At 39.0% G+C, this 25,278-nt stretch carries 16 protein-coding genes and 1 pseudogene; 5 read left to right on the top strand and 12 right to left on the bottom strand.

What is annotated here, in order from left to right; translation table 11 throughout:
- The first annotated feature begins 89 nt into the window (after positions 1 to 89).
- Positions 90 to 683, top strand: a complete 594-nt coding sequence (locus tag SULBA_RS06840) for a hypothetical protein (RefSeq protein ID WP_014769548.1) — start codon at positions 90 to 92, stop codon at positions 681 to 683.
- An 81-nt stretch (positions 684 to 764) separates the two neighbouring features.
- The gene (locus tag SULBA_RS06835; protein WP_014769547.1) at positions 765 to 1,415 is read left to right on the top strand and encodes a ferritin family protein; all 651 of its coding nucleotides are present in this window, start codon (positions 765 to 767) and stop codon (positions 1,413 to 1,415) included.
- 51 nt (positions 1,416 to 1,466) lie between these two features.
- Here SULBA_RS06835 and ldhH read toward each other — a convergent pair whose 3' ends face one another.
- The 3 genes from ldhH to SULBA_RS06820 all read right to left on the bottom strand — a co-directional run bounded on the left by ldhH (position 1,467) and on the right by SULBA_RS06820 (position 6,260).
- Positions 1,467 to 3,593, bottom strand: coding sequence for an L-lactate dehydrogenase (quinone) large subunit LdhH (ldhH, locus tag SULBA_RS06830; protein ID WP_014769546.1), 2,127 nt, complete (start codon positions 3,591 to 3,593; stop codon positions 1,467 to 1,469).
- On the bottom strand, positions 3,590 to 4,153 hold the full coding sequence (locus tag SULBA_RS06825) for a LutC/YkgG family protein (RefSeq protein ID WP_014769545.1): 564 nt from the start codon (positions 4,151 to 4,153) through the stop codon (positions 3,590 to 3,592). The genes ldhH and SULBA_RS06825 overlap by 4 nt, the downstream gene beginning before the upstream one ends.
- Before the next feature lie 238 nt (positions 4,154 to 4,391).
- Complete coding sequence (locus SULBA_RS06820; RefSeq protein WP_172634073.1) at positions 4,392 to 6,260, bottom strand: methyl-accepting chemotaxis protein; 1,869 nt, start codon at positions 6,258 to 6,260, stop codon at positions 4,392 to 4,394.
- A gap of 169 nt (positions 6,261 to 6,429) precedes the next feature.
- Here SULBA_RS06820 and SULBA_RS06815 point away from each other — a divergent pair, with 169 nt between their 5' ends.
- Positions 6,430 to 7,062, top strand: a complete 633-nt coding sequence (locus tag SULBA_RS06815; RefSeq protein WP_014769543.1) for a LysE family translocator — start codon at positions 6,430 to 6,432, stop codon at positions 7,060 to 7,062.
- A gap of 89 nt (positions 7,063 to 7,151) precedes the next feature.
- On the opposite strand, the gene SULBA_RS06810 is transcribed toward SULBA_RS06815, so the two are convergent.
- The 9 genes and pseudogenes from SULBA_RS06810 to SULBA_RS06770 all read right to left on the bottom strand — a co-directional run bounded on the left by SULBA_RS06810 (position 7,152) and on the right by SULBA_RS06770 (position 22,615).
- Positions 7,152 to 7,478 carry a hypothetical protein gene (locus SULBA_RS06810; protein WP_014769542.1) on the bottom strand — a complete coding sequence of 109 codons (327 nt, stop codon included), beginning with the start codon at positions 7,476 to 7,478 and terminating at the stop codon, positions 7,152 to 7,154.
- Positions 7,479 to 7,691: 213 nt separating this feature from the next.
- Entirely contained in the window at positions 7,692 to 8,357 is a 666-nt protein-coding gene (locus SULBA_RS06805) for a transposase (RefSeq protein ID WP_014769541.1), read from the bottom strand.
- A 97-nt stretch (positions 8,358 to 8,454) separates the two neighbouring features.
- Positions 8,455 to 9,429: pseudogene (locus tag SULBA_RS06800) on the bottom strand (IS256 family transposase); the annotation flags it as partial.
- Positions 9,383 to 9,655 (bottom strand): hypothetical protein, encoded by a 273-nt coding sequence (locus SULBA_RS06795; RefSeq protein ID WP_014769539.1) that lies wholly within the window; start codon positions 9,653 to 9,655, stop codon positions 9,383 to 9,385. The pseudogene SULBA_RS06800 and the gene SULBA_RS06795, both read right to left, overlap by 47 nt.
- Positions 9,655 to 11,325, bottom strand: coding sequence for a hypothetical protein (locus SULBA_RS06790; protein WP_014769538.1), 1,671 nt, complete (start codon positions 11,323 to 11,325; stop codon positions 9,655 to 9,657). Before SULBA_RS06790 ends, SULBA_RS06795 begins: the two co-directional genes overlap by 1 nt.
- 46 nt (positions 11,326 to 11,371) lie before the next feature.
- On the bottom strand, positions 11,372 to 11,680 hold the full coding sequence (locus SULBA_RS06785) for a hypothetical protein (protein ID WP_014769537.1): 309 nt from the start codon (positions 11,678 to 11,680) through the stop codon (positions 11,372 to 11,374).
- The gene (locus SULBA_RS06780) at positions 11,677 to 16,881 is read right to left on the bottom strand and encodes a two-partner secretion domain-containing protein (protein ID WP_014769536.1); all 5,205 of its coding nucleotides are present in this window, start codon (positions 16,879 to 16,881) and stop codon (positions 11,677 to 11,679) included. The genes SULBA_RS06785 and SULBA_RS06780 overlap by 4 nt, the downstream gene beginning before the upstream one ends.
- A gap of 32 nt (positions 16,882 to 16,913) precedes the next feature.
- Positions 16,914 to 18,548, bottom strand: coding sequence for a ShlB/FhaC/HecB family hemolysin secretion/activation protein (locus SULBA_RS06775; protein ID WP_014769535.1), 1,635 nt, complete (start codon positions 18,546 to 18,548; stop codon positions 16,914 to 16,916).
- A 185-nt stretch (positions 18,549 to 18,733) separates the two neighbouring features.
- Entirely contained in the window at positions 18,734 to 22,615 is a 3,882-nt protein-coding gene (locus SULBA_RS06770) for an autotransporter outer membrane beta-barrel domain-containing protein (RefSeq protein ID WP_014769534.1), read from the bottom strand.
- A gap of 188 nt (positions 22,616 to 22,803) precedes the next feature.
- Between SULBA_RS06770 and SULBA_RS06765 the strand changes: the two genes are divergently transcribed.
- Complete coding sequence (locus tag SULBA_RS06765) at positions 22,804 to 23,496, top strand: response regulator transcription factor (protein ID WP_014769533.1); 693 nt, start codon at positions 22,804 to 22,806, stop codon at positions 23,494 to 23,496.
- Complete coding sequence (locus SULBA_RS12755) at positions 23,483 to 25,165, top strand: ATP-binding protein (RefSeq protein ID WP_156790522.1); 1,683 nt, start codon at positions 23,483 to 23,485, stop codon at positions 25,163 to 25,165. The genes SULBA_RS06765 and SULBA_RS12755 overlap by 14 nt, the downstream gene beginning before the upstream one ends.
- Positions 25,166 to 25,278: the final 113 nt, after the last annotated feature.

Raw genomic sequence — 25,278 nt, 5'->3', positions numbered from 1 at the left:
TAAAATATAGAGAGCCTTTCTTTTTTCTAGTGTATTGATATATTTAAGAAATTGTAATAAAATAATGTATCTTGACTAAGGACATTTTGATGAATATTTCCTATAAGCCTTTAGTAGATCGTTTTGCAATTCCTAGACCTACCTTGATTGAGTGGCAGAAGAGGGCGGAAGAAAAAGAGAATTGGCGTGTCAAACACCTTGCTTATCTTCGTATGCAATTAGACGTTGAGAAAGAGACATGCCTTGAAATCAAAGCATATGCTCCTTGTAATGAAGACCTTTTTTTACTCACCGTTTACATTTTTTTTCACAATATTAAACACTATCTTCCTAAACAAGAGCTTATGCGTTCGTTTAGGGCTTTTTCTCTTGAGACACGTAGTGGTGTAGAATATCAGCATGATTTTGCAGGGCGTATTTGGTCTTTGCGTATGGGCGAAGAGTCGAGTAAAAAAATGGTAAACTATTACCGTTTGTTTGATCTTTTAAAACAACTGACTGCTGCACAATATGCTCTTTTGTTAAGTTTTTCTATTGAGTTTGTGGAGCAAATTAAAGCAAAGTATACTATTGAGACAAGAAGTTATTTGGAAAGTAAAACATGGCAAGAATTATTCACATACGATAAAGCTTTTTCCCTTAAATCAATTGAGATGTTTTTTAAAGCAAAAGGAATTTTTTAATTAATAATTTTTATTGTTTAATATTTATTTCTTTATAAGTTCAAATAGCCTATGATTACACCATCACTTAAAGGAGTTGATATGAGAGAGTACGAAACGTATAAATGCAGTAAATGTGGCAATGAAGTAGAGGTTCAGCACGTAGGCGGCGGTAAGCTTACCTGTTGTGGGCAAGCAATGGAGTGTGTGACCACTAATTTGACAGCGGTTAATTTAATGAAAGCCTTTGCAGGGGAATCTCAAGCACGTAATAAATACGATTTATTTGCAGATATTGCGCAAGAAGAGGGTTGGCATGCAGTTGCTCGTCATTTTAGAGAAGCAGCAGAAAATGAAAAATGGCACGCACGTGCAGAATTCAAAGCATACCACAAATTGGTCGATGGGGCTGAGACTGAGATTACACTCAAAAACCTTGATAGTGCAATGGCAGGTGAAAATTATGAGCATACAACGATGTATCCAAATTTTGCCAAAATTGCTGAAGAAGAGGGACACAAAGAGCTTGCCCGTCTTTTTAACGCTATTGGTAAAGTAGAAGTTGAACATGAACGTGAATATAAAGCGCTTCAAGATGCAATGAGAGCAGATGGTTTTTTCGAAGATGAAGAAGAAGAAATTTGGGTGTGTGAAGTGTGTGGGCACATTCATAGAGGTAAAAAAGCACCTAAAGCCTGTCCTTTGTGTAAGGTAGGACAAGAATACTTTAAACGTCAAGATTTAGGTATTTAATCGTTACATGTAAAAAGAAGAAGGGTTAAAAACCCTTCTTTTAAAGCGTTTTTATTTGAACTTATCGACCATGAGTTCCGCAGGATGAATGGCTTTGATTTTGGAGCCTGATTTATCCAACCCGCCTCGTAATTGAATCAAACAGCCTGGACACTCAGCGGAGACAAATTCCGCACCTGTTGCTTCGATGTTTTCGAGTTTACGTTTGAGCATTTGCATCGAAATCTCAGGTTGTTTGATGGTGTAAGAACCGCCCATACCGCAACACGTATCGCACTCATTCATCTCTTTAATCTCATAACCTGCCGCACTGAGCGCATCGCGTGGCTCTTTGGAAAGCCCCACATGACGCTTAGCATGGCACGAATCATGGTAGGTGAGTGTGTGAAGTTCCATGCCTTCTTTAGGCGTCAAGCGTTTTTCTTTGATGAGTTTATCGACCAGTTCGGTAAACATATAGGTTTTTGATGCAACTTTATTTGCCTCTGGAATTAATGATTCTCGGTGTTGATCTTTCAGGATTTTCGCCCACTCTTTTTTCAACGCAGTCGTACAACTGGCACAACTGACCACCACATAATCAGGATTGCCCTCTAACAGTGGCAAGATATTGCGCTCTGCGGCGTCCGCTGCCATATCAAACGAGCCACTTCCCCAGTGTGGAATACCACAGCAGGATTGCTCTTCTGGGAACAACACTTCAATGCCTGCTTTATTTAAAATCTTCACAATCGCCACACCAGCGTCTGGATAAACAAAATCCAGCGCACAGCCTGCGTAAAATGCCGCTTTTTGGTCGCATTTGGGTTGTTTGATGGTTTTGAAAAGATCACGAAACGGCACAGGAGCGACGGAAGGCAAACTTCGATACTCCGACAAGCCTGAGAGGAACATAGGAAGATGACGGATGAACCCTTCTTTGACAAAAGGCTTTTGCACCACAGAAGCCGCACGCAACATCGTGTGGAAAACTTTGCGGTTATTGATGACTTGAAGCGCACTTTTATAGATAAATGGCAAACCCTCTTTGGTTGCAGCACGACGACGAATCTCTAAGATAAGCCCTGGGATGTCGATTTTGGCGGCACATATCTCTTTGCATTTATCACATCCAATGCAGAGTGCTTGAATATCTTCAGCGGATTTAAGCTCATTAAACCACGCCGTTAAAATCGTACCGATACCACCCGTGTAGATGTCACCAAAGACATGTCCCGTCACCAGACGATACACAGGACATACATTGAGACAGGCGGCACAGCGAATGCACTGAAGCGCTTCTTTAAATTTCGGATCTTCTGCCATCTTTAGGCGGTTGTTGTCCATTAAAACGATATGTACCTCTTTCATCGTCCCATCATCGTTGAGCGTGGGTGCTGAGATAAACGATGCGTAACTCGTCATGAGCTGACTGGTTGCATTGCGAGGCAGGGCGGCTAAAATAGGTGCTGCGTCTGTGTAGTTGGGCACGAGTTTTTCAAGACCCACTAAGGCGACATGCACCTTTGGAAGCGTTGTAACAAGGCGAGCATTGCCCTCATTGGTACAGATGACGATGGAACCTGTTTCGGCAATAGCAATGTTTGCACCCGAAATACCCATATCGGCTTCAAAAAATTTCTCACGAATCGCTGCACGTGCGACTTTAACCAACTTTTGGATGTTATTATCCAAAGGTTGTTTGGTCTCTTCGGCAAACAGGTCTGAAATCTCTTCCTTCGTTAAGTGAAGGGCTGGCATAACCATATGGGAAGGCGTTTGGTGTGCAAGTTGGCAGATCCACTCACCCAAATCCGTTTCGTCCGATTGGATGCCAAATTCATCGAGGAAATGGTTAAGATGAATCTCCTCCGTTGCCATGGATTTGGATTTGACGATTTTTTTGACACCTTTTTCTTTGCAAAGATTGGCGATGTATTGGCGTGCTTCTTCCGCACTTTTGGCGATAAAGACTTTAATACCATTGGCTTCCGCATTTTTCTTAAAAGTATTGGCAAGTTCGTCTAAACGACCCGCCGCATCACCTTTGATATCTGCGATTTTCGAACGCAGTGCCTCAAAATCAACCCCTTCAAACGCTTTGGCACGTGTCGCTGGATAATTCCACCTGTCTAAAATACCTGCAAGGTTTTGATTTTCAAGGGCTTTATGGATAGATGCTGATAGTTCTTGTTTCATGACGCTGCTCCTTCTAACTCTAAATCATCGACACACACAATCACCAATCGCTCAGGGCCATGCACCCCAATGGCAAGCACTCTTTCAATGTCTGCTGTTTTACTTGCTCCCGTGATGAGCGTGATGTATTTGTCATTTTTGGGGTGCATTTTAGTCATCAACGCTGGAATATCCGCAATGATTTTTGACGTCGGTAAAATCGCCACATGTATCCACGCCAGTGCTGATGCAAGGCGTTGCTCCACATCGGTCGAGTCTTGCGCCATACTGCCCGTCTCTGCCAAGCCCCAATTTAACTGGGTAATCCCCACTTTGGCACCTTTTGCTAATGCTTTGGTCACTTCAAAATGAAGCCCTGAAAATTTTTCTGCCCAAGCTTTGGTGTCCACCTGCTTTAAAATGGGACTCTTTGCCCAAACAGCGTAAGAGCCCACTTCATCTTTAACGCCCTCTTGCGCCAAAAATGTTTCAATAAAGTGAAGTGCTTCATTCGTCGTTGCAAAACGCTTCACTTCGGTATTTCCCGATGCTTCCGCTCTTGCTTTAAAATTTTCAAACATAGGTGCGTCCCCTTGTGGTATTAGGATAAAATAGTGTTTACATGTAAAGATTAAATTTAAAAAAATATAAATTATATAAGTTAAAATAGGTACACAAGTATTGTATCGCATCGAAAGAATGATTGGATGATATTTTCACGATTTAAACAAAGAGATAGGCAACTATTTACTTTAAGTTACAATAGGGTCTATAAATAGGAGTTTGTTTTAAAAGAGCCATTATGGCTCTTTTAAGAGTTTAGGTTCTAAATTGATTGAGCATACTGTTGAGTTTTTCAGTCATAACATTTAAGTGTTCTGCTGCACTAGCAATCTCTTCAACACTTCGTGCATTGGCAGATGAAATGTCATTGATGTTTTCTATTTTAGTCACAATCTTGTCAATATTTTGACCCGTCATACCATAATTTGCAATCATCTTTTCATTCATCTTTGTAGCTTGATTCATCACGGTGACGGTATTGGCTATTTTGTTCTCAACCGTATTGGCAAAGCCTGTTAATTGCCCAATGGTGTGTGAATTTGCATTCATCTGTTCACTGGAATTGAAGATGGACTGGACAATGACATTGATTTTTGCATTGATCTCTAAAAGACTTTTTTGGGTGCGCTCAGCCAATTTTCGCACCTCATCCGCAACCACAGCAAACCCTCGTCCATGCTCTCCAGCCCTTGCTGCTTCAATGGCAGCATTGAGTGCCAATAAATTGGTTTGATCAGCGATGTCATTAATGACGGTCAAAATCTCTTTGACCTGTTCGGCATCTTGGGTTAATTCATTCATGCGTTGCGCCATTTCTATTTCACTCTGTGCAGATTTTTCGATATTTTTGGACATCGCAATAATCTCGTTTTGCGCCTCTTGGAGCGATTGATTTGCGAGTAAAATCTCTTCTTGTGTCTCTTGTGATTCAGATACGGAGGTGCCAATTTCGCTTTTAATCGCTTGTGATATTTTGGTCGTATCGACAATCAATGAAGCAGAACTCTCTACCCGTTCTCCCACTTGGATGGTCGTCACAGAGAGTTCATGTGAAACCGAAAAATTTTCACTGGAAAGTTCTTTAGCGCCTTGAATAATGGAGCGAACTTTTTGAATAAAGGTATTGATCTCACGGCTCGCATCTGAAACTTCATTGTTGTTAGCAGCCATCAGTTCGCGCGTCAAATCACCATCCCCTATTGCTAAATTGCGTGCATGCTGTTTCATCGTACTTAGAGGTAAAAGCGAGCGATTGATTAAACCATACACCACCACAAGAGAGAAGACTAAGGAGAGTAAGCCAGTGAGAACAAACTTCACCATTAATGCGTTGAGTGGTTCACACACTTCATCAAAATTAACCGTGGTCACCACAACCCAAGGCACCTCATCTAAAGTTTCAAAATAAGCCACTCTTTCTATGTTATTGTCTTGAGAGCGGTATCGAATTTGCCCCTCTTGTTTTCCCTTGATTTGCCCATAAACACTCTCAGAGACATTTGTTCCTACTCTTTTATCGTCTGGATGAGATAAAATCATTCCTGTCTCTTTGTTAATCACATACAAAAATCCTGTTGACAAAACTTTAACCTTTAGTATCGCTTCATTGATAACATTGGTATGAATTTCACTTCCTACAACCCCAAAAGGTTTTCCCTCTTTAAAAAATGTTTTATTGACAGAAATGTAATAGATATTATTCCCTTGATTATCTTTATAGGTATCAGGACCTATGGCAACCGTATCACGAGAGGAGATTGTTTTACTGTACCATGGCTCCGCTTTATAGTCCCATGCTTCAGGAGGATTCCACCCTGCGGTATCAAAATAGTTATTGTCGTTAAACACGCTAAAGACGCCATAGATATTCATCACTTTTTTAGCTTTTTCCATATAGCTAAGGTGCGTATCTTTATCGTACGGCACTGTCTCTAGGGTTTGAACAAGCATCTCCATAACACGCTTTTTTTCAGCCACAAATTTATCAATTTTATTGGCATGAAGCGTTGTGATATTGGCAAGATGGTTGTCGATTTTTGCCATAAGATTCTCTTTTGCAGCAAGATACCCCAGCGTCGATAAAACGACCACAATCATCGTCACAATAATGGATACTACTAGCAAGATCAAATGCTTAATTCTCATATACAGTCTCTCCTAATTTGTTATTTTTTTTGTGACATTGTATATTATTGTGACATAATTATGACACAAAAAGATTACGGGAAAATGCTTTATTTTTTTACATGTAATGCTAAAATAGCACCATGACACAACAACAAAAGGGTTATAGATGGATTTGCACACGTGGTTTTTGTATGTGACGGTGGCGATAGTAGCGATTGTAAGTCCTGGTCCTGCTATATTGTTGGCGATTCATAATTCGGTGATGTACGACATGAAAGCGGTGGTTTTTTCAACTTTGGGGAATGTTTTGGGACTTTTTACCCTCTCCAGTGCAGCGATGCTAGGGCTTGGCGTGGTACTCAAAACTTCTGCGGTACTTTTTTTGATGTTCAAGATTTTGGGCGCATTGTATTTGATTTACATCGGGGTTAAGCAGTTTCGCAACCTCTCCAACGTCTTTGAAAAAATCAGTCTCAACTCTAAAAAAAGTAAAAGCGAGTACTTTGCTATTTTTTCTAAAGGCTATTTGGTGTGCGTGAGTAACCCTAAGCCGATTATCTTTTTTACCGCACTTTTCCCACTTTTTCTAAACACCAACGCTTCACTAGTCCCTCAGTTTTTCATACTGACGTTTACGTTTATGACGCTCTCTTACATGACGCTTATGAGTTATGCTTTTTTTGCCAAAAACCTCAAATCGTGGTTTTCACACAACCATCGTGCCACATGGTTTAACCGCATCAGCGGTGCATTTTTTGTAGCTTTAGGTGTGAGCCTTTTGGGACTTGAACGCAAATAGTTTTTCCTTAGTTTGAATCAGAAGAGAGAAAAACAGGGAAGATTAAAGGTGGAAACTGTCCCCTTTATCTTTTGAAGTTACGAACTCCCTTATACTCTTAGGTAGAGAGTCGAAATAAGCATATATATTGATATGACAATGTAAAGTTTTGCTCCATCCGCCCATTTTTTATCTCCCTGATATTTATTTGCGCTACGCCAAATGGCAATAGAAGCAAAAAAAGCATAAATGATTTCTAAAAAAGCCAAAAAACAAATCAGAAAAACTAACCATAATTGCTGATTGTAAAGTTTACCAAGGGTGGAAAATATAAAGGCTAATATATATTGTATCAAAAAACCATATATCCAAAATGTAGTAAATAAAGATATATCGCCGTGATAGAGTCTTTTAATATAATTGCTAATTTGTTTCATTAATCCACCTATACTTTCATTTTAAAGTAACTTATTTATGTCACAGTTTTCTATATCGTAAACAATTTCAGTATTTTCTTTTTTTAAAAACTCTTGCCATGATGATTCTTTCATATTTTCTTTAAATCGTTTCATGATATATTTTACATTCAAGTAAAATGGGGGGGGTAAAATGGGGACAGGCTACTTTTTCTTAGGACAGGCTACTTTTTATCATAATTCATCTTTCCTTTTTGGTCTTCCCCGTGGATTAAGTGTTGAAGAAAGTCCAAACATTTCAGCTGTCTTTTCTATCCATTCTAATTCCCCTAATGGACTTTGACGATTGACGCTATTACGAACTATTGTTAGCTCCTCATCTCTCAAAGGTGTGTTTACATGTAAAGCCCAATCGGTTGGTAGTACTATCAAAGATTCATCGAGTAATTGTCTCTCTTGATTCATTCTCTCCCACAAAGAACCATAAACCCATGCCTCAGCTTCATTCACCAGTTTGGCACGTAAGGCATTGGCTTCAATGTAACGCAAGAGTGAGAGATAATAACTATCCTTTTGAACCATAGAACTTTTATATCGCCCTTGCCAAATATGCCCTGAAGTTTTGTTCTTTCGATGATAGTAACGCACATGCGACGTCATCACCCATTGCATCAAGCGACTCAGACTTCCTTCAACAAGAGGCATCAGTAAAAGGTGAAAATGGTTTGGCATAAGACAATACGCATGAAGTTCAACGGCTTCTCGCTTCAAGCCATCCTGAAGCAACTTTAAAAAGTAAGCATAATCTTCAGCATCATCAAACACTTGCATTCGCATATTTCCACGGTTAATCACATGATAAATGCCTCCAATACTCTCACCTCTAGCAATTCGTGGCATGGATGTGTCCTTTTACATGTAAAGATTTTAGAGAAAGTTTAGCACACTACTTATTTAAAGTAGCCTGTCCCCTTTATCTTCTTCGTTTGACATCATTTCTAATATCTTCAGGGTACTGAAAATACAGTGAGAGGTTATCCCATTTGTTGCGCCATGATTGAAAAACAATAGGGTATTTTTTACCCCATTTTTCTTCCAGTTTATCCAGTTCATTTTCAGCTTCTTCTTTAGTAAATGCTTGATAGACTGCTTTAAGTTCACTAGCAAATTGCTTTTGATTGATTGAGCCTATAAACCTGAGGGAATTGCGTATTTGATGGACGATACACAGCTGAACTTCTGTATTGGGAAATACTGAGTTAATCGCTTCAGGAAATCCTTTAAGTCCATCGACTGAGGCAATCAATATATCTTTCACTCCACGGTTTTGCAGATCTGTGAGCACTTGTAACCAGAACTTTGCTCCTTCACTTTCACCTAAATAAAGACCTAATATCTCTTTTTTACCATCGGTTTTAACACCAAGCACGGTATAAAATGCTTTGGAAATATATTTGCCTTCATCTTTCACTTTATAGTGAATGGCATCTAAGAATATAAAGGGATACAGCTCTTCCAAGGGGCGAACGCGCCACTCTTGTAACATGGGTAGGATTTTATCGGTTACGGCGCTTATGGTGGCTTTAGAGAAGCCTACACCGTATATTTCTTCAATAAGGTCAACTATTTGGCTATAACTGTTGCCAAGGGCATAGAGTGAGAGTATCTTTTGCTCTATTTGATCCGACATATGGGTTTGATTTTTCTTCACGATTTGAGGCTCGAATCTACCAGTTCGATCTCTTGGAACATCGAGTTCGAAGTTACCTACTTCACTCTTCATTGTTTTAGAGCTAAATCCATTTTTACGATTCTTTTGCAAATCTTGGGTAAGGTGCGATTCTATCTCTGCTTGAAGTGCTGCTTCTGTTAGTTGTTTAATAAGAGGAGCCAGTGCTCCATCTTTCCCTCCAAGGGCTTTGCCCTCACGTATGTGCTGTAATATTGCCTCTGTGTCTATCTGAAATTCCATCGTTCAATCCTTGTGTATTTGAAATACTACCTGATTGACACAGAATTTCTAACGCTCCCAAAAAAAATGCTCCCATTAAATATACTATTTCTAACAACACAATTAATTTATTATATTTTTGAAAAATGGTTAATGTTGAAGTAATTTGAAATAAACCTATAATAATTAATGGAGTTAAAAATAGGAAAATAATAATATTTTGTATAAATAAGATAAAAACACCCATTATTGACCTTTTAATTTCAAGTATTCTTTTCTTAACGCATCCGCAAAATCTTGACAATTGTAGCCAATGATACAATATGCTTTCGCTGGAAATTGATTTATAATATTCTGTTCTGCTTTTCGCATAATATTATCATCATAATGTATCTCATCTAATTGATAACCTTGTATCGTTTCATTTCTTTTAACGCCATCTTTAAAAAAGCCTACATTATCATTGGTGCCATCTTCATAGAAACCATGTTCATGCACAAGCTCTGTATTTAGATGATCGTCAACAGAACCTTTAGTCACTGTATATAGTAGAATACCGACGTTTCCAAGTCCACGCTTACCAAATACAAAGTTATCCCCCAACTCTTTATTCAACCCAGCAAACTCAGCACTGTTGGCCTGTGTCTGTGGTGATGTACTTATAGAATTTGATCCAGTTGAAAGACTCCCTTGTCCTGTAAAGTACAATGCAAAGTCAGCATAACTTGCGATGTTACTTCCAAAGTTTTGAGAGTACGCACTTCTGGCATCTCTGTACTCTTTACTTTGATCAAAGGTTGAACCATTTTGTGCATCGATGGCTCTTTGTGTTTCAGCCCCTGCTGTTTTTAGAAGATCAGCATTGGTGTTATTGTAAAAATCATTCATGTATGCTTTTCCTGTTTCCAATGAAAAGTATCCTTTGATTTGGTATCCATCACGTCCTGGCTCTGTTGTGGCTATAAGTACATTCTCTATTGGTTTATAGCCTAATTCTACCATGACTTGTTGTGTTATGCCGTTGGTGATGGCTTGTTTTTGTTCATCCGTGTAGGCAGGAGAGTTAAGCACTGCTGCTAAGTCTTTATCTTGTGCAATTCTTTCTTTAACGGTTTCATACGTAATCTCTCTTTTTCTAAGCTCCGCACCAAACTCAGAGAGACCTACGGTTTGATTACTCACTACTTGGTTGATGGTATCGAGCAACATACCTGTTTTTACAAAGTCTTGTGCTATGAGCTTCCATCCATCTTCACTAAGTAACCTATGATCCAACGTAGCCGTAACCGAAGTACCCACACTGCCAGAGTAAAGCTCTTTGTTAACTTTTGAAGTATCACGGTTAAGTCTTTCCAGATCATCGGAGTTCTCTGTGTCTTTTACATGTAACGTACCTTCACCTACCGTTGCTAAAGTTTTAGAACTTGAGTAGCCCATCTCATTGGAGAGGGAGAGGGTAGAGGAGTTTACTTTTCCTGTGGTCTCTTCGACATTGGTTTGGGTATTTTTCCCTGTACTATAGCCTATATTGGTTCCTACACTGTAACTGTTACTTGAGCTATACTGAGAATTGGTCGAGTTTGCAAAGGTTAAAGTGCCTGTACTGAGGTTTAGCTTTCCATTATCCTCAAACTGACCTTGCTCATTGGTCTCTCCTGCGGCAATAAGGGCACCTTTGATGTTTGTGTTGTCTTCTACTTCGATATTGACTTTATCCCCTGTAAGCGAAGTCAGTACAGTTTGTTTACTTTGGGTCGTTCCCGTACTTGCTCCATAACTTGCTCCTGTGCTTCCTAAGCCATCTCCTACTCTTGCACCTACGGTTTGGTTAAGTGCATTTTGCTGTGCTTTGGAGTTAGAGGTATGGGTGAATATTACATGTAAAGGTTTTTCAAATAAATATTGGTTAAAACTCATTGTTACTTTTTACCTTTACATGTAAAAGATTTTTACATCTATTCAATCAGAATAATGAATATGCTTGTTGCTCTTTACAGTATTCTTCTCCTGAAATAATTTTCCAGCCAACAATGGTTTTCTTTTCATCATTTCTCTTAACTAAGTAGCCCCAATTACATCCTTTTGGATACTCAGCAGAATAGATATCATATTCCCCATCATAGATTTTTTTTCTATCTTTCATGCCAGGATAGAGTCCACGTCCTATTTGTAAGTCCATATTTTTCTTAAAAATTTCGTATGTTGAAGCTCCCATATAACAACCTGTATAAATAAGGGGTGTTATAGTCAATATAAGACTAATTATTTTCATTTAGTGTCCTTGGTATTTGTTAAAATAAAATCTTCAGCTTTTTTACTTTCTTGTTCTTGTATAGAATTTATCGTATTAATCTCATTTATATTTTTCTCTATAAAAGGTGCTGCTGCTAAAGGAAGAGCAGGAATAAGTAAAGCCCCGCTTGCTACATTGACTAGTGTTCCATTATCTTTTAAAACAGTGAGTGTTTGACCATCTATGTTGATATTTTCATAATTCCAGCTTGAAAGAAAATCATGAGGTCCTGCAAAATATGCCAATGTTTTATTAGTAACACTACCTTCCACAATTGGCATTCCAAAGAGGAGGTTCTCTCCCATTTGTGAACCACCTGTAGGTGCAATTACTTCTTTGGTTCTTATTATTACGCCATTTTCTACTACTTTTTCAGGATGACTTCCCTCAACTTTAACCCCATCCCCATTCACGCCAACACTTTTAACATTTTCAGGCACAGGTTTACCATCTTTACCTGCATAATCAAAATTGTCTTTAACATACTGTCTCATCTGTAGCGCACCATCACTTACCACTGAAAGCGTTGCTCCTGTTGCAAATCCATCTTTAAACTTGCCTCCACTTATCTCTGAACCCACCCCTTGTACGGTTCCTCTTATAGTAGCATTTTTTGCATAGTCATACAGACTCATATTCTCTTTTAATGCATCTGTTGCGAAAGAAATATTAGCATAACTAAGTACCCCTGCAAGGACAGCACCTTTGGCAATAGATGCAGCATCAATGACGGGACTATTGCCTGTGATAGCAGCGGTGACTAAGGTGTTTGCCATTTGTGTCACGATGGATTGAACCACGGCTGCTTGAATGGTAGCGGTGGTAAGGGCACTAGCAGCACTAGCGGCTGCGGCAGTTGCTGCCGCCGTTCCTGTTGCAGCAGCGGTGGCAGCTGTTGAAGTGGCTGCTGCTTGTGCCGCACCTAATCCTACCAAACCACCACCTGCACCCATAGTACATATCGTAACAACAGCTGCTATGATAAGACTTCCCATACCACTGAGTGTGGTCATCTTTTTATTCCACTCATCAGACTTTGCATAGGCTTCTACTAGTTTTATCTGCTCGACACTCAAACCTGATTGGGACGTGATGGTTTTAAGAATGTTATCGGTTTGGAGTTGTTGTGTGACATCTTTATGGTTAATGATGAGTTGTTTTTCTACCTCAATGATGGCTGGAACCACTTCTTCTTTCACATGTCCTTTTGAGGTAATGGTACGTGTGATAAATCCTGATTTATCGCTAAAATGGCTCTCATACTCACTGTTTTTAAGCGAAATCAGCTCTATAATCTCACTGGCGATAGTGGCTTGTTCTGCGGTGAGTTTAGAGCCTTGAATGGAGAGGGTAGAGGTATCGATGTTGAGGGTTTTAGCACTGAGGGTGGAAGAGACCACGGTACTGGTAGAGACTTCATCTTTTTTAACCTTCTTACCCCCAAACAATCCCCCTTTGGTTTTTACCTTTGTATCTTGGTAGCGAACATCATTGGAGGTTAAGATGGCAACTCCTTCTGTAGCGTGAAGGCGTAGGGTATCAGACGCACTCAGGTTGGAGGCATTGAGTGTTAGCGCAGAAGCGTTGAGGGTAATGTTTGATGCTTCTATAGAGGAGGGGGCATGGGTGGTAGCGTAGCCTTTGTTATACCCTCCACCAATTTTAAAGTCATAGCTTTCGTTTTTGGCAAGGGCACTGAGGGCTATGGTACCTTTAGAGGTGAGGGTGACATCGTTGGTGGCTTGAATATAGCTATTGACAAGGCTTATCTCATCGTTGGTTTGCATGGAAAGATTTCCACCCGAAGTAAATTGTGCGGCGTTGCCTTGTTCTGTTATCCTTTGGTAGCCTCTTGCATAGGTATAGGTTTTCTCTTCACTGAAGGCTGTACTGTGAATGCTTTTTGCATCCAGTGTCATATCGCCATCTGCGTGGATAGTCCCGCTTAGGTTTTCTAGCACACCCTTTGAGCTTAGCGCCATGGTTTCACCAGAGGTGATGGAGCCGTTTTGGTTGGTAAGGCTAGCGCCTGTGGCAATTTTAAGAGAACCCTCTGAGGCAATGATGCCATTGTTTAACAGGGTCTCTTCAATGAGAAGATGTATCTCTCCTGCTTCAATGCGTGCACCATCACTGCTGACATTACTGCTTGCAAGGTAGACCTCAGGAACTAAGACCTTCTCACCCTCTACCTCTTTTTCTACCATCCAGACAATATTTTTAGAAAGACGTGCTATTTGCTCTAACGAGAGGGAAATACCTAACTCTAAACCTAAATCTTTTTGTACACTAAGGGCATTGTCCATCAAGCCTTGAAACTGTGCGAGTTCTGTTCCATACCCCTCTAGGTAACGACTCCCACTTAAACGCACAATGCTGTTACTCACCAACTGTGTCTCATACATAGCATCCCCTAGGCGTTTTTGGGTTTGCTCTGGTTTAAAATTTAGTTTGCTTAACATATAGTCTGAACTAATAAAGGTGTTATAGTTGGTATAGCGAGGGTTAGCCTCGATGAGATAAGGATGATTGTGCGCTTTATTGACCAAAAAGGTGCCATATTTTCCCTTAGGAAGGGTGATGTTGTCGATGATGGTACTGTTATTGGTTGTATAGGTGGGTGCTTTCGTGGAGGAGAGGGCATGGTGGGTATTGGTTTGGTATAAGCCGTTATTGGCGTTAATGATTTTATACTCAACATTGCTCTGTTGTGCTAAGGCAAGACCTACGTCCGCACGTAAGGTATCACTTTTGGATTCAAGGCTTGTGTTTAGCGCTGAGAGGTCAAGGGCTTGAAGCAACGTGGTGTTTTGGTTGATGAGCGTACTGAGTGCCTCTTGATTGAGAAGTAAAGCATCTTTTTGAAGGTTGGCATCATCCACCACTTTTAAAGAAGAGGAGAGCTCTTCAAGGGCTAAGAGATGTGTTTCAATGCTTAAAAAATTGGCTTTAATCGTCTCCAGTGTTGTTGTAATGGGCGCTGTGTTGGCAGTTGCATCGAGTGTTTGAAGGGTGGGTAGTAAAGACTCAAGGGAACTTACAAGCGGTTTGCTCTCATTTAATATCTCTTGAATATCGCTTTTGGTCGCTAAAAGCTCCGTTTGATACGCACTTAAATCCTCAAGGGTTTTTAGGGTCGCTAGGGTTTCATCTAAAGATGCCTCATCAATAATAAAATCCAGTGTGCCTTCACTGTTTTGGGTTAATTCATTGCTTAGGGCATTAAGATTTTTTGTGTTAAGTTCAATGGTCTCTATGGTGGCAAGTTTGGCTTGTATCTCAGCATTGCCTATAAGCCCTGCGTGTGCACTGAGGTTGTTTAGTGTCACAACATTGCCTGTAATGCTTTTTTTGGCTTGAATGCCATAATTTGCAATGGGCTCTTCCACATTCTCTGTTTTCGTGAAACTGCCTCGATAGTCAGCGACATGTTTACAACTTTTACCACCATGCCATTTTCTCTTACATTTTTTACGGTCACGGTACTGGGTGGTCACCACTTTCGTGTTCGTAATGAGCACCACCCCGATGTTGTTGGCTAGGGTTGCGTTTAAGACAATATCTTCATCCGAGGCAATCAAAGAGTAGACATTGTTGAGTGTGCCAAGGTCTAAAAGCATGGAACCATCTGCCATAATCTGAGCAGGAGAGGAGGGTATATCGACAACGGTTTTATAAATGCTGGTCGTTACAATATCAAAATCATTTTTACCACCCCGTGAAATGGTTTCAGACGTAGAAGAGGAGAGGTCTTTGAGGGTGGGGGTTGAGGCGAGATTATTGAGCGTTTTTGCGTGTATGGCGATATTTTTTTCTGATTGGATAAGCCCATAATTGGTAATACTCTCGCTTTTATCCTGTGCGGTGTTGGCTGCGAGAGTAAGCGTGCCATCGCTGTAGATGACCCCTTCTTTTTGGTTGGTCAGGGTGTTGGAGACAAGGAGGTCTAGCGTGCTATTGCTTCGAATCAAGCCATCATTGTTAAGCGTTTGCGCATTGATGCTCAAAGCGTTTTTGGAGTACATAGCCCCTGTGTTTTCTATGTGTGTGGCACTTACATCCAGGTCATAGCCACCAATAAATCCTTCATTTTCAAGGCTCTGAGTCACCTTTAGTGTGCTTTTATCTTTCCCCTCAAGTGCGCTTAGCTCGCCTTGATTGAGAATACTTTCTGCGATGATGGACAACGCATCGGAAGCTTCAATAATCTTATCTTCTTCAATCATCAGTTTCTTCCCAGCGTCGATAGAGAGGGTTTTTGCACTGATGTCATTTTGTAATTTTATACCTGCATCGTGTGCCTTAAGGGTTGTAGCACCTGCGGTCACCTTTGAGACAATAATTTCTCCATTGACATCAAGCTCCAAAGAGTCTTGTGCTAACACTTCAGGAGGCAAGGTAACACCAATGCCTTTGTCGCTACTTTTAAGCGTAATGGCATTGGCATAAATGCCTCCTAGCAAGGTCGAATCCAAAGAGAGTCCAGTGCTTGTTTTCTCTTTGGAGCTAACCGTACCATCAAGGGCAATGGTATTTTCACCAGTGGTTACATGTAAAGCATCAGCATAGAGTTTGGCATTGAGTTCTAAGGCTTTGGCGTACAGATTAACTTTGGCGATATTGTGGGCATTAAAGCCATCTCCTTCAATGACAATGTTTCCACCACTCACATCAAAGCCTTGTAAAACGCCTTGATAAAGCATGGGTGTTCCTGTGCTAAGCGTTACATTTGGGGTGTTAATAAATCCACCGCCATTGACACTAATGCCATTGGGATTGGCGATGATAACATCAGCAGCAACTCCTGCAACCTCTGTATAGCCTCGTAAATAGGTTTTACTCGTACCAGTGACTTCACTCAAAATCAATTTAGCAGCATTGCCTGTAAGGTTTGGATTGTAGGAGATATAGCCTGCAAGCTCGGTATTGGCAACGGTTTTTGAGTTGTTTAAGATTAAACCTTGTTGCTCAACATTAAAATTTGAAAATTTATTGTGGGAGAGTCCTTGCGCATTGGGTGTGACGATATTGACAATAGGCAGACCACTAGGCGCTTTGATGAGCTCTGCTTGATGGGCTTTAGCAGCACTTGTATCCACCGTGATACCAGCAGCATACAGGGTTTGGTTTGAAACCAACAAAAGGCTAATCGAAATAGAAATGATCTGTCTAAAATTCATTTTTGTCCCTCATTTATCATTACATGTAAAGATTAAAAGCGATACGTCGCTGATACGCCAAAGAAGTTTTGCGTAGTGCTGACATCTTTTTTATACAAAGGCATGGTGTAGTAAAGGTTCATGTCAAAATCGCCCCGTTTAAGCTTTAAACCAAAGGCATCGCTGAGCAGTTTTCCACCGTTTGTGTCAGCTTCTTTTTTAATTTCACCCCCATCAAGGGCAATAAAATAGGTCGGCTCAAAATATTCTAGGAGTTTGGACGGTGCGGTATAGGAGAGTTCATTACGCAGGTAGTACCCTGTATTTCCGCTCAGTCCCTCTTTTTGGTAGCCTCGAACACTGTAGTGTCCTCCAATGCTGATTTGATTGGTGCTAAAAAGTTGGTCATTGGAGTGTTGGTAGTGCCCAGAAAGCGTGTATTGAAAAGCATCAAAGCGTTTGGCTAAGGAAGCATCAATCGTATAAAGAGTGTATTTTTCATTTAAGGATGTAGGGTTGGAGGCATTAAACCAGTCGGTTCCTTTGACATAGTTCAAGGCTATATAGCTATAAAATCCTGCACTTTGGTACATATAATCGACCATGCCACTCGCATTGGAAAGCTCATAACTAGAGGTTTCAATCAGCGCATCACTTAAATAATTTTTAGTCTCATAGTGCGAAAGAGACGAACCAATGGAGATGCGATGGACTTCGTTATGAAAAAGTTTGTAGTTGAGGGCTAGGGTATAGGTTTTGGTGTTACCTTTGGACTCATAACGATTGATACCCCCATAAATATACTGTGCATAATGATTTTTTCGATAGCTCAAGGTTGCTAGTAAGCGCTCTATGGGAAAGGAGTACTCATACCCATCGCCTATGGAGTTTTCATTGTGAAAGTGCTGATCGGTGCTATTTAAATTAATAGCAAATTGGTCGTTAATACCTAGAGGATTATCGAGATTGAGGGAGAGTGTTCCTTGCTTATTACCCGTTTTTTTCGTTCCAAAATTGTTGATGCCCACACTGCCATTAAGACGACTTGTTGTGTTGTTTTCTACATTAACATCGGTATAGCCTACTTCATCACTGGGTATCAAATCCATTTTTGCGTGATTGCTAGGCAGGCGATTCATGGTTTCAATGGCATGTTCCAAATTTCTTAAGTTAAGAAAATCTCCCTCTTGACCCATAAAAGCATGGTGAATGGAGCGTTCATCAGGAGTGATGGACTTTATCTTACCCTCAAGGGCAAAGAGGGTGACTTCACCAGAAGCGATATTTTGAGGTTTTAGATACACCTGAGAGGTCACATAGCCTTTTTCCAAATAAAGTGCACTGAGTTGTTTGGTTAAGTTGGAAAGTTCGGTAAGTGTTGTGCATTTTCCAATGTACGGACGGTAATAGAACTCTTTTTCACTTTCTAAGAGGAGGGTAATGCCCTCATCTTTAATAAGCTTTATCTCAAAGCAAGGCTCTTCTTTCATAGGGAGCAATTCAGGTTTCTTCACGTCATAGCGTATGATATTTTCATCGTGACGCTTTTGGAGTTTTTCGAAAACCTCTTTTTGTTTCTCAAAATGTTCACGTTGGTTGATAACATCGGTGGTAGAATCTGCAAAAAGTACATATTTACTGGATAACAGACAAAAAAAGGTAAGAATCAATCGAATACGAAAAGCCATACAATTCCCTACATGTAATGTATATGTCCCATAGACACAATGAAGGCTAGATAAAAGAAGTTATCTAAATATAAAGTCGGGATTGTATTCTTTATTGGCTTTAGGTTTTATAATAAATATTATTTATTGTAATAAAATATTCTATAAATCTGTTCTATTCTAAAAGTTGTGATAGAATCTATCACTTAGAATTTAACTTTCAAAGCGATATTTGTTATTACACCTTGACTTTTTTCGCCATCAAGACTATGTTGGTAAGCAATATCTGCATGTAAAAAAGTATTTTTAGCGATTTGATAATTCATGCCAAGACCTGCTTCAAGGTGTGTACGACTGAAGTCCTCCTTAATAGATGTACCATCAAAAACAAGCGTTTCAGGCTTATCAAAGTCATGCAGGAGATTAACACTGGCATAATACTTAGAAGGAACAGATGGACTTATCTCTTTGGTAGCAATACGAGTACCTAAACGTCCTCTTAGTGCATCAGTATTATATCCTTTGATGTGCGACGTTAGATCATGAAAAGCATCATAATCGGTATGCATATAACTTAACTGCACTTGAGGCTCAACACTCCAATTACCAATAGCTGCTATAGGCTGACCAGCTTCTACAGAGAGGCTTACTCTTTTACCTTTTTGGGTAGATTTATCCCCATGACTATCACTAAAGTCATTGGTTAAAGATGAGAGTTGTCCTACGAAGTCAATATAACCTCTTTGTTCATTCATAATAGTATAGGTTCCTCCAATTGCTAGACTCTTAGCATTCATGCTTCCTGTATCTGCATCAAGATTCTCAAGGGGTCTTAAACGATCATTAAAATCTGTATTACTCTTTGCATAATCTAAGGTAATGGCAGCACGATGGGTTAATCCTGTGGCGATGTTTTCATCGGCAAAGATTTCTTGCCCAAGCTGTACACCAAAGAGTTTACTGTCATAACCAAAGCGTGTTTCTCCTTTTGCTTTGTATTGCATATAGTATGGTTTTAGCCATGTCAAACGATCTTGTTCATCGCTAACAACTTTTTCTCCCATACGATTATGAAATGTAGAGAGTTGGAGCAAACCTTGCTTTTTATTGACGCTTTGTGCACCCATATAGTTAATAACACCTGGTCGATATATTGGTAGAGTGCCTGCTGGTGAACAGCTATTATTCAGAGTACAATCAAACTGACTGATAAGGTACCAATCATTGGCATCATAACTGCTTCCTTGTTTTAAGATATACTCATATGCCCCTGCTTGAACAGCATGGGCAAGGACAAAGCTATCACTCGCAGAAGTTCCATCAACGACAACGATATTAATTCCTTCAACCGTTTGAGCGCCAAGGCCACCTGCAATTGGGCGTATATCGATGGCTGTTGTTCCTGTGATATTTCCAGTTACATGTAATTTATCCGTTATTGAACTGTCATCTCCAAGGATGGTTTCTAATGAAATTGACCCTGCGATACCTTCATAATTACCATGAATCGTAAACGTCTCACCTAAACGCTCCCAAAAAATACCTCCCCCATTGGTAACATTTCCTACAATTCTACCCCCATAAACATAGCTTACGACAGAGGTTTCATCAATACTAACATTTCCTGAAATATCCAAAGTATCGGTTACTTGAAGCAAAGAATTATTCATTAAAAAGAGCCCATAATTTTTTTCTCCACTTAAGGTTACGGTAGAGTCATCAAGGACTATGGTATCAAAGTTGACAATGCGCTCTCCTGCTATCTCTTGTGTGGTACGTGCAAAAACAAGAGTATTGGTATCATCACTACTTAATGGATTGCCCCCATCAAAGAGGGTGACACCTGATATATCGGCTCCACCGTGTATAACAACCGTATCACTCCCTTTTCCCATAAGAATATCTCCCATGACTTTTGAGCCTTCGTGGAGATTGAGGACGGTGTAATTTGCTGTAGAATCATCTTGAATTGCTATTCCTGAAGTAGAAGAGATAACTCCTTGGTTTAGTACATTTATTAGTGTGCTTTCTGCACTACCGCCTATGTGAAGCCCAGCACCCATACCACCTGTAATGACACCTGATATTTGGGCAACCGTATCTGTACCACTATTATTGATTAGCCATACGCCATCTTCTTCTCCAGTGATATGTCCACCAGCTTGGTTAAAAATCAAATCTGTTGCTGTCTCAAGATTTTCAGCGTAAAGACCTATTTCTGTCCCTGTAATATCTCCTGCGGTTGTAATTATGGTGTTACCTATACTTCGGTTACTTAAGTTAACACCACTTGCAACTCCAGTAATACTTCCACCTGTTTGATTGAAAATTAAATCTGCAGCATTGGCGTCGTTGATTGCTAAAATACCATTCAGTTCAGTACCAACAATATCTCCTTCTGTCTCAATAGTTGTTGAACCTATACCTATATTAATTATAGTTGCACCAGTAGATCCAGTAATAGTTCCTGATACCTGCTTAAAAACAAAATCAGTTGCTGTCTCAAGATTTTCAGCGTAAAGAGCTGTGTGTGTCGCTGTAATATCTCCTGCGGTTATAATTGTAGTTTTACCCGTACCTCCGTTTGAAAAATAAGCACCCAATAGAAATCCCGTGATACTTCCTCCCGTTTGGGTAAAACTTAGATCGCTTGCAAAAACGTTATGGTAAATATTTAGCCCAGTTCCTGTCGTACCTTCAACATTTCCAGCGATTTGAACAGAAGTTTTACCAGCCCCCGCATTGCGCAATTCAATACCATTTTCAACGCCAGTGATGTTTCCACCTACTTGGTTAAAAATCAAATCTGTTGCTGTCTCAAGATTTTCAGCGTAAAGACCTGTGTGTGTCCCTGTAATATCTCCTGCGGTTACAATTGTAGTTTTACCCGTACCTACGTTCGTCAAATAAGCACCACTTGTACCTCCCGTGATACTTCCCCCAGTTTGAGTAAAACTTAGATCGCTTGCAAAAACGTTATGGTCAATATATAGCCCATTTTCTGTCGTACCTTCAACATTTCCAGCGATTTGAACAGAAGTTTTACCAGCCCCCGCATTGAGCAATTCAATGCCATTTTTAACGCCAGTGATGTTTCCACCTACTTGGTTAAGAATCAAATCTGCGGTAGTATCGCGGGTTCTGTTGATTGCTAGGATACCAGATACGGAAGTGCCAATAATATCTCCTGCTGTCTCAATAGTAGAGGAACCTGTGCCTGATTTACTTATATATACACCTGTTGCTCCTGTAATGGTTCCTGATACTTGTTTGAAAAGCAGGTCAGTTCCTGCTACACTTTCAGCGAAAAGACCTCTGTACATCGCCCCATTACCTGTAATATCGCCTGCCGTTACAATTGTGGTTTTACCAGTACCTAGGTTACTTAAGTGAACACCACCTGCCCCTCCAGTGATACTTCCACCAATTTGGTTAAAAATCAAATCAGTGGCTTTGGTTTCGTTGACCACTGAAAGACCATTTAGTGAAGTACCCACAATATCGCCTGCAGTTTGAATAGTGGTTGCTCCAGTTCCATAATTTTGAAAGAAAATACCTGCTGTTGCCCCAGTAATAGTTCCAGCAGTTTGAGTGAAGGTAAGATCAGTAGTAGTCATTGCATTATTCCACATAAGCGATCCATACCCATTTGTGTTTATAATATCTCCAGCTGTTTCAATGGTGCTAGAACCAAAGCCATTATTAAAGATTTTTAAAGCCCCGTATTGCGCAGTTCCTCTAATAGAACTACCATCTTCTTGCTTGAATTGTATACTTCCAGAGTTTTCTGTGATTGTCATTGGTTCTGCTGATGCATACTGAAATGTACCATCTGCTTTTACATGTAAATCATTCCCTGCAATATTTACAGGGGAGTTTGTGATAGCAGAACATAAATAAGTACCATCAAATTGCAACCCACATACTGACCATGACGTTGTAGTACTTAAACCTAATAATGCAATTGATTTTGCAATACTACTAGAAAAGTTTCTTTTTTTTGTAGATAAAAATAAGCGTGATATTTCACGTATTGTAATCCATAAACCTTTCGTAGCATTATAAATAGTGCGATATATTGTGTTCATAATAAAATTCCTTATATAATAATTATTTTAATAAGCTATTTTTGATCAAGTGATCTCTATTTGCTAACTTATAATTTTAATGAGAACTAGTGTGAAAGTAGGGGTAAGTTGTAAGTTTGAGGGAGAAATAAGGATATAGTGAATAGAATATTTAGTTTATTAGTATCTTCTAAAAAGGCAAGCTTAAGATGTATAATAAGTTAAAATTATTTGAGCATTTAACAATCCTTTATGCTGAAGATGAAGAGAATATAAGAAAAACGGTTAGCTCTTCACTAAAATTTTTATTTCACAAAGTGATCGAAGCTAAAGATGGTGAAGAAGCTTTAGAACTCTTCTATGAATATAACCCAGATGTTTTATTATTGGATATTTGTATGCCTAAATGTAATGGATTAGAGCTATTAAAACAAATTCGAGAGTCCAATAAACGTGTTCCTGTTATTATTATGAGTGCTTATTCTGAGCAAGATTATTTGTTACAATCAATTGACTTACATGTTTGTAAATATCTTATAAAACCCTTTGTAAGAGAAAGTTTTTTGGATGCATTTAAGGCGTGTGCTCATTGGATGTATGAGTGGGGAGACAATGGATTGATTAAAGTTGAAAATGACATTTTCTTTGATGTAGAAACATCTATGCTTTTAATACAAAATGAACAAATTTCATTAACCAAAAGAGAACGTACTTTATTTGAATATTTTTTACGACAAAAGAATCGAGTTATTTCATATGATGAATTAGAATACGCAATATGGGACGGGCAGGGGGAGCATAAAGAAGCGTTAAAATCGCTTGTTAAGCAACTTAGGAAAAAACTACCTGACAACATGATAGAAAATTTTTTTGGAGTTGGATATAAACTTGTTACACATTAAAAAACGTCCATCAATATCTACTAAGACGAAAACAATGCTTTTTGTTTCCATAATTCTTATTGTTATGGCAACGATTTCTGGATATATTCATTATTTTGATATAAAAAAAAATATGGAGATGTCGCAAAAAGACTACATGTCACAAATCAATAATTTTTATGAATTAAGGCAAGAATTACTCAATAAGCACTATGGAAATCGTTCGTTAGTCCATGTAGATTCTCATGGCGTACAAAGCGCAATATTTGCAAAAGATTCTAAGCGTATCGTAGAGTTATCCGTATATCGATGGGAAATGTTAAAGAAAGAAAATCCTTTTTTATTAGGGCTTAGATTTTACGACGAAAAAAAACAACTCATAGCATACTTAGGGCAAGAACCTGAGCCTCATGAAATTAAACTCGATGAAGAACTTTCAGATGAAGTTGACTTTGGCTTTTTCTCATCAATATCATATTCAGCTTATCATATTAGGATTCCAATATATAAGGAAGGCGTTTTTATTTGCACAATGGAATTTATAATAAGTCCTGAATATTTTCTTAGCAGAATTAAAAATTACTTATCTCTTCAAGGTTATATACTTTACAATACAGACCAAGCTCCAGACATCAATGCTTTTTTTGCTGGTTATAAATTAGATGACGGCTCAATTTTGAAAATTGAAAATATAACGTATATGACATATATTGTTAGAATTAAAGATAAATTTAATGGGAAGAGTTTAGCAAGTCTTCTTTTTTTACAAGATATTACGGAACAACAGAAAAATCTTTCAAATACAATTTATAAAGAATTTTTCATGGCTATTATTGTAATAATCATACTTCTTATTATCCTTAATTATGGATTTAATATCCTGATTAAAAGACTAGAAGAAAGTGAAGCAAATCTTCTTAAACTGAATTATACACTTGAAAGTCGTGTAAGAGAAGAGAGCAAACAGCGATTACAAAGCGAAAAGCTATTGATTCAACAGAGTCGGTTAGCGAGTATGGGTGAAATGATTGGAAATATTGCACATCAGTGGCGACAACCTCTTACTGAACTTGGGGCAACACTTTTCAACCTTTATATGCTTTGGTCAAAACAAAAATTAACAGGAGAACTCTTTGATGAGAGTATGGATCATTGTGAAAAAATAATTATTCATATGTCGAAAACAATTGATGATTTTCGTAATTTTTTCGCTACAACTGATGAAAAAGAGCATTATGTTGTCAATGATGCAATTAAAAGTGCTATTGAACTTGTGAGTGCAGCTTTAAAAAACCATTATATTGATTTGGTTTTTTATGAGAAAGATCGCTACGAATTGGAAGGCTCACCACGTCAATTTGCCCAAGTAATTTTAAATATTCTTGTCAATGCAAAAGATACCCTTCTTGATCGTGCTATTGCTAAACCACGAATTAAAATATCACTGTATTCAGAGAATGAACATATTGTGATTGATATTGAAGATAATGGTGGTGGTATTTTAATGGATCCCATTGAGCATATATTTGAGCCGTATTTTACAACAAAACATGCCAAAAAAGGTACAGGAATAGGGTTGTATATGAGTAAAATGATTATTGAAGAAAATACAAATGGTAGCTTAGAGGCTTTTAATACTTCAGAAGGTGCATGTTTTAAAATAACCCTGAGAACATTTGGGAGTGTTTAGAAAATCTAGTAGTTTTTAAGGTTGTATCATAAATTTAAAGCGTGTAATCAAGAGTTGCAAGAGGAATAGACTTTCAATTACGTATCGGCGATAAACTAACGCAATAGAAGGGG

This window comes from Sulfurospirillum barnesii SES-3 (assembly GCF_000265295.1).
Lineage (GTDB): Bacteria > Campylobacterota > Campylobacteria > Campylobacterales > Sulfurospirillaceae > Sulfurospirillum > Sulfurospirillum barnesii.
Note: the sequence above shows the minus strand (reverse complement) of the source record. Positions and strands in the feature narration are given on the sequence as shown.

Excerpts from the sequence above, each read along its gene's own strand:
- SULBA_RS06795 (WP_014769539.1), bottom strand. The coding sequence starts at position 9,655 with ATGGGTGTTTTTATCTTATTTATACAAAATATTATTATTTTCCTATTT.
- SULBA_RS06815 (WP_014769543.1), top strand. The coding sequence starts at position 6,430 with ATGGATTTGCACACGTGGTTTTTGTATGTGACGGTGGCGATAGTAGCG.
- SULBA_RS06840 (WP_014769548.1), top strand. The coding sequence starts at position 90 with ATGAATATTTCCTATAAGCCTTTAGTAGATCGTTTTGCAATTCCTAGA.
- SULBA_RS06785 (WP_014769537.1), bottom strand. The coding sequence starts at position 11,680 with ATGAAAATAATTAGTCTTATATTGACTATAACACCCCTTATTTATACA.
- SULBA_RS06780 (WP_014769536.1), bottom strand. The coding sequence starts at position 16,881 with ATGAATTTTAGACAGATCATTTCTATTTCGATTAGCCTTTTGTTGGTT.
- SULBA_RS06775 (WP_014769535.1), bottom strand. The coding sequence starts at position 18,548 with ATGGCTTTTCGTATTCGATTGATTCTTACCTTTTTTTGTCTGTTATCC.
- SULBA_RS06765 (WP_014769533.1), top strand. The coding sequence starts at position 22,804 with ATGTATAATAAGTTAAAATTATTTGAGCATTTAACAATCCTTTATGCT.
- SULBA_RS06805 (WP_014769541.1), bottom strand. The coding sequence starts at position 8,357 with ATGCCACGAATTGCTAGAGGTGAGAGTATTGGAGGCATTTATCATGTG.
- SULBA_RS06790 (WP_014769538.1), bottom strand. The coding sequence starts at position 11,325 with ATGAGTTTTAACCAATATTTATTTGAAAAACCTTTACATGTAATATTC.
- SULBA_RS06825 (WP_014769545.1), bottom strand. The coding sequence starts at position 4,153 with ATGTTTGAAAATTTTAAAGCAAGAGCGGAAGCATCGGGAAATACCGAA.
- SULBA_RS06810 (WP_014769542.1), bottom strand. The coding sequence starts at position 7,478 with ATGAAACAAATTAGCAATTATATTAAAAGACTCTATCACGGCGATATA.
- ldhH (WP_014769546.1), bottom strand. The coding sequence starts at position 3,593 with ATGAAACAAGAACTATCAGCATCTATCCATAAAGCCCTTGAAAATCAA.
- SULBA_RS06835 (WP_014769547.1), top strand. The coding sequence starts at position 765 with ATGAGAGAGTACGAAACGTATAAATGCAGTAAATGTGGCAATGAAGTA.
- SULBA_RS06770 (WP_014769534.1), bottom strand. The coding sequence starts at position 22,615 with ATGAACACAATATATCGCACTATTTATAATGCTACGAAAGGTTTATGG.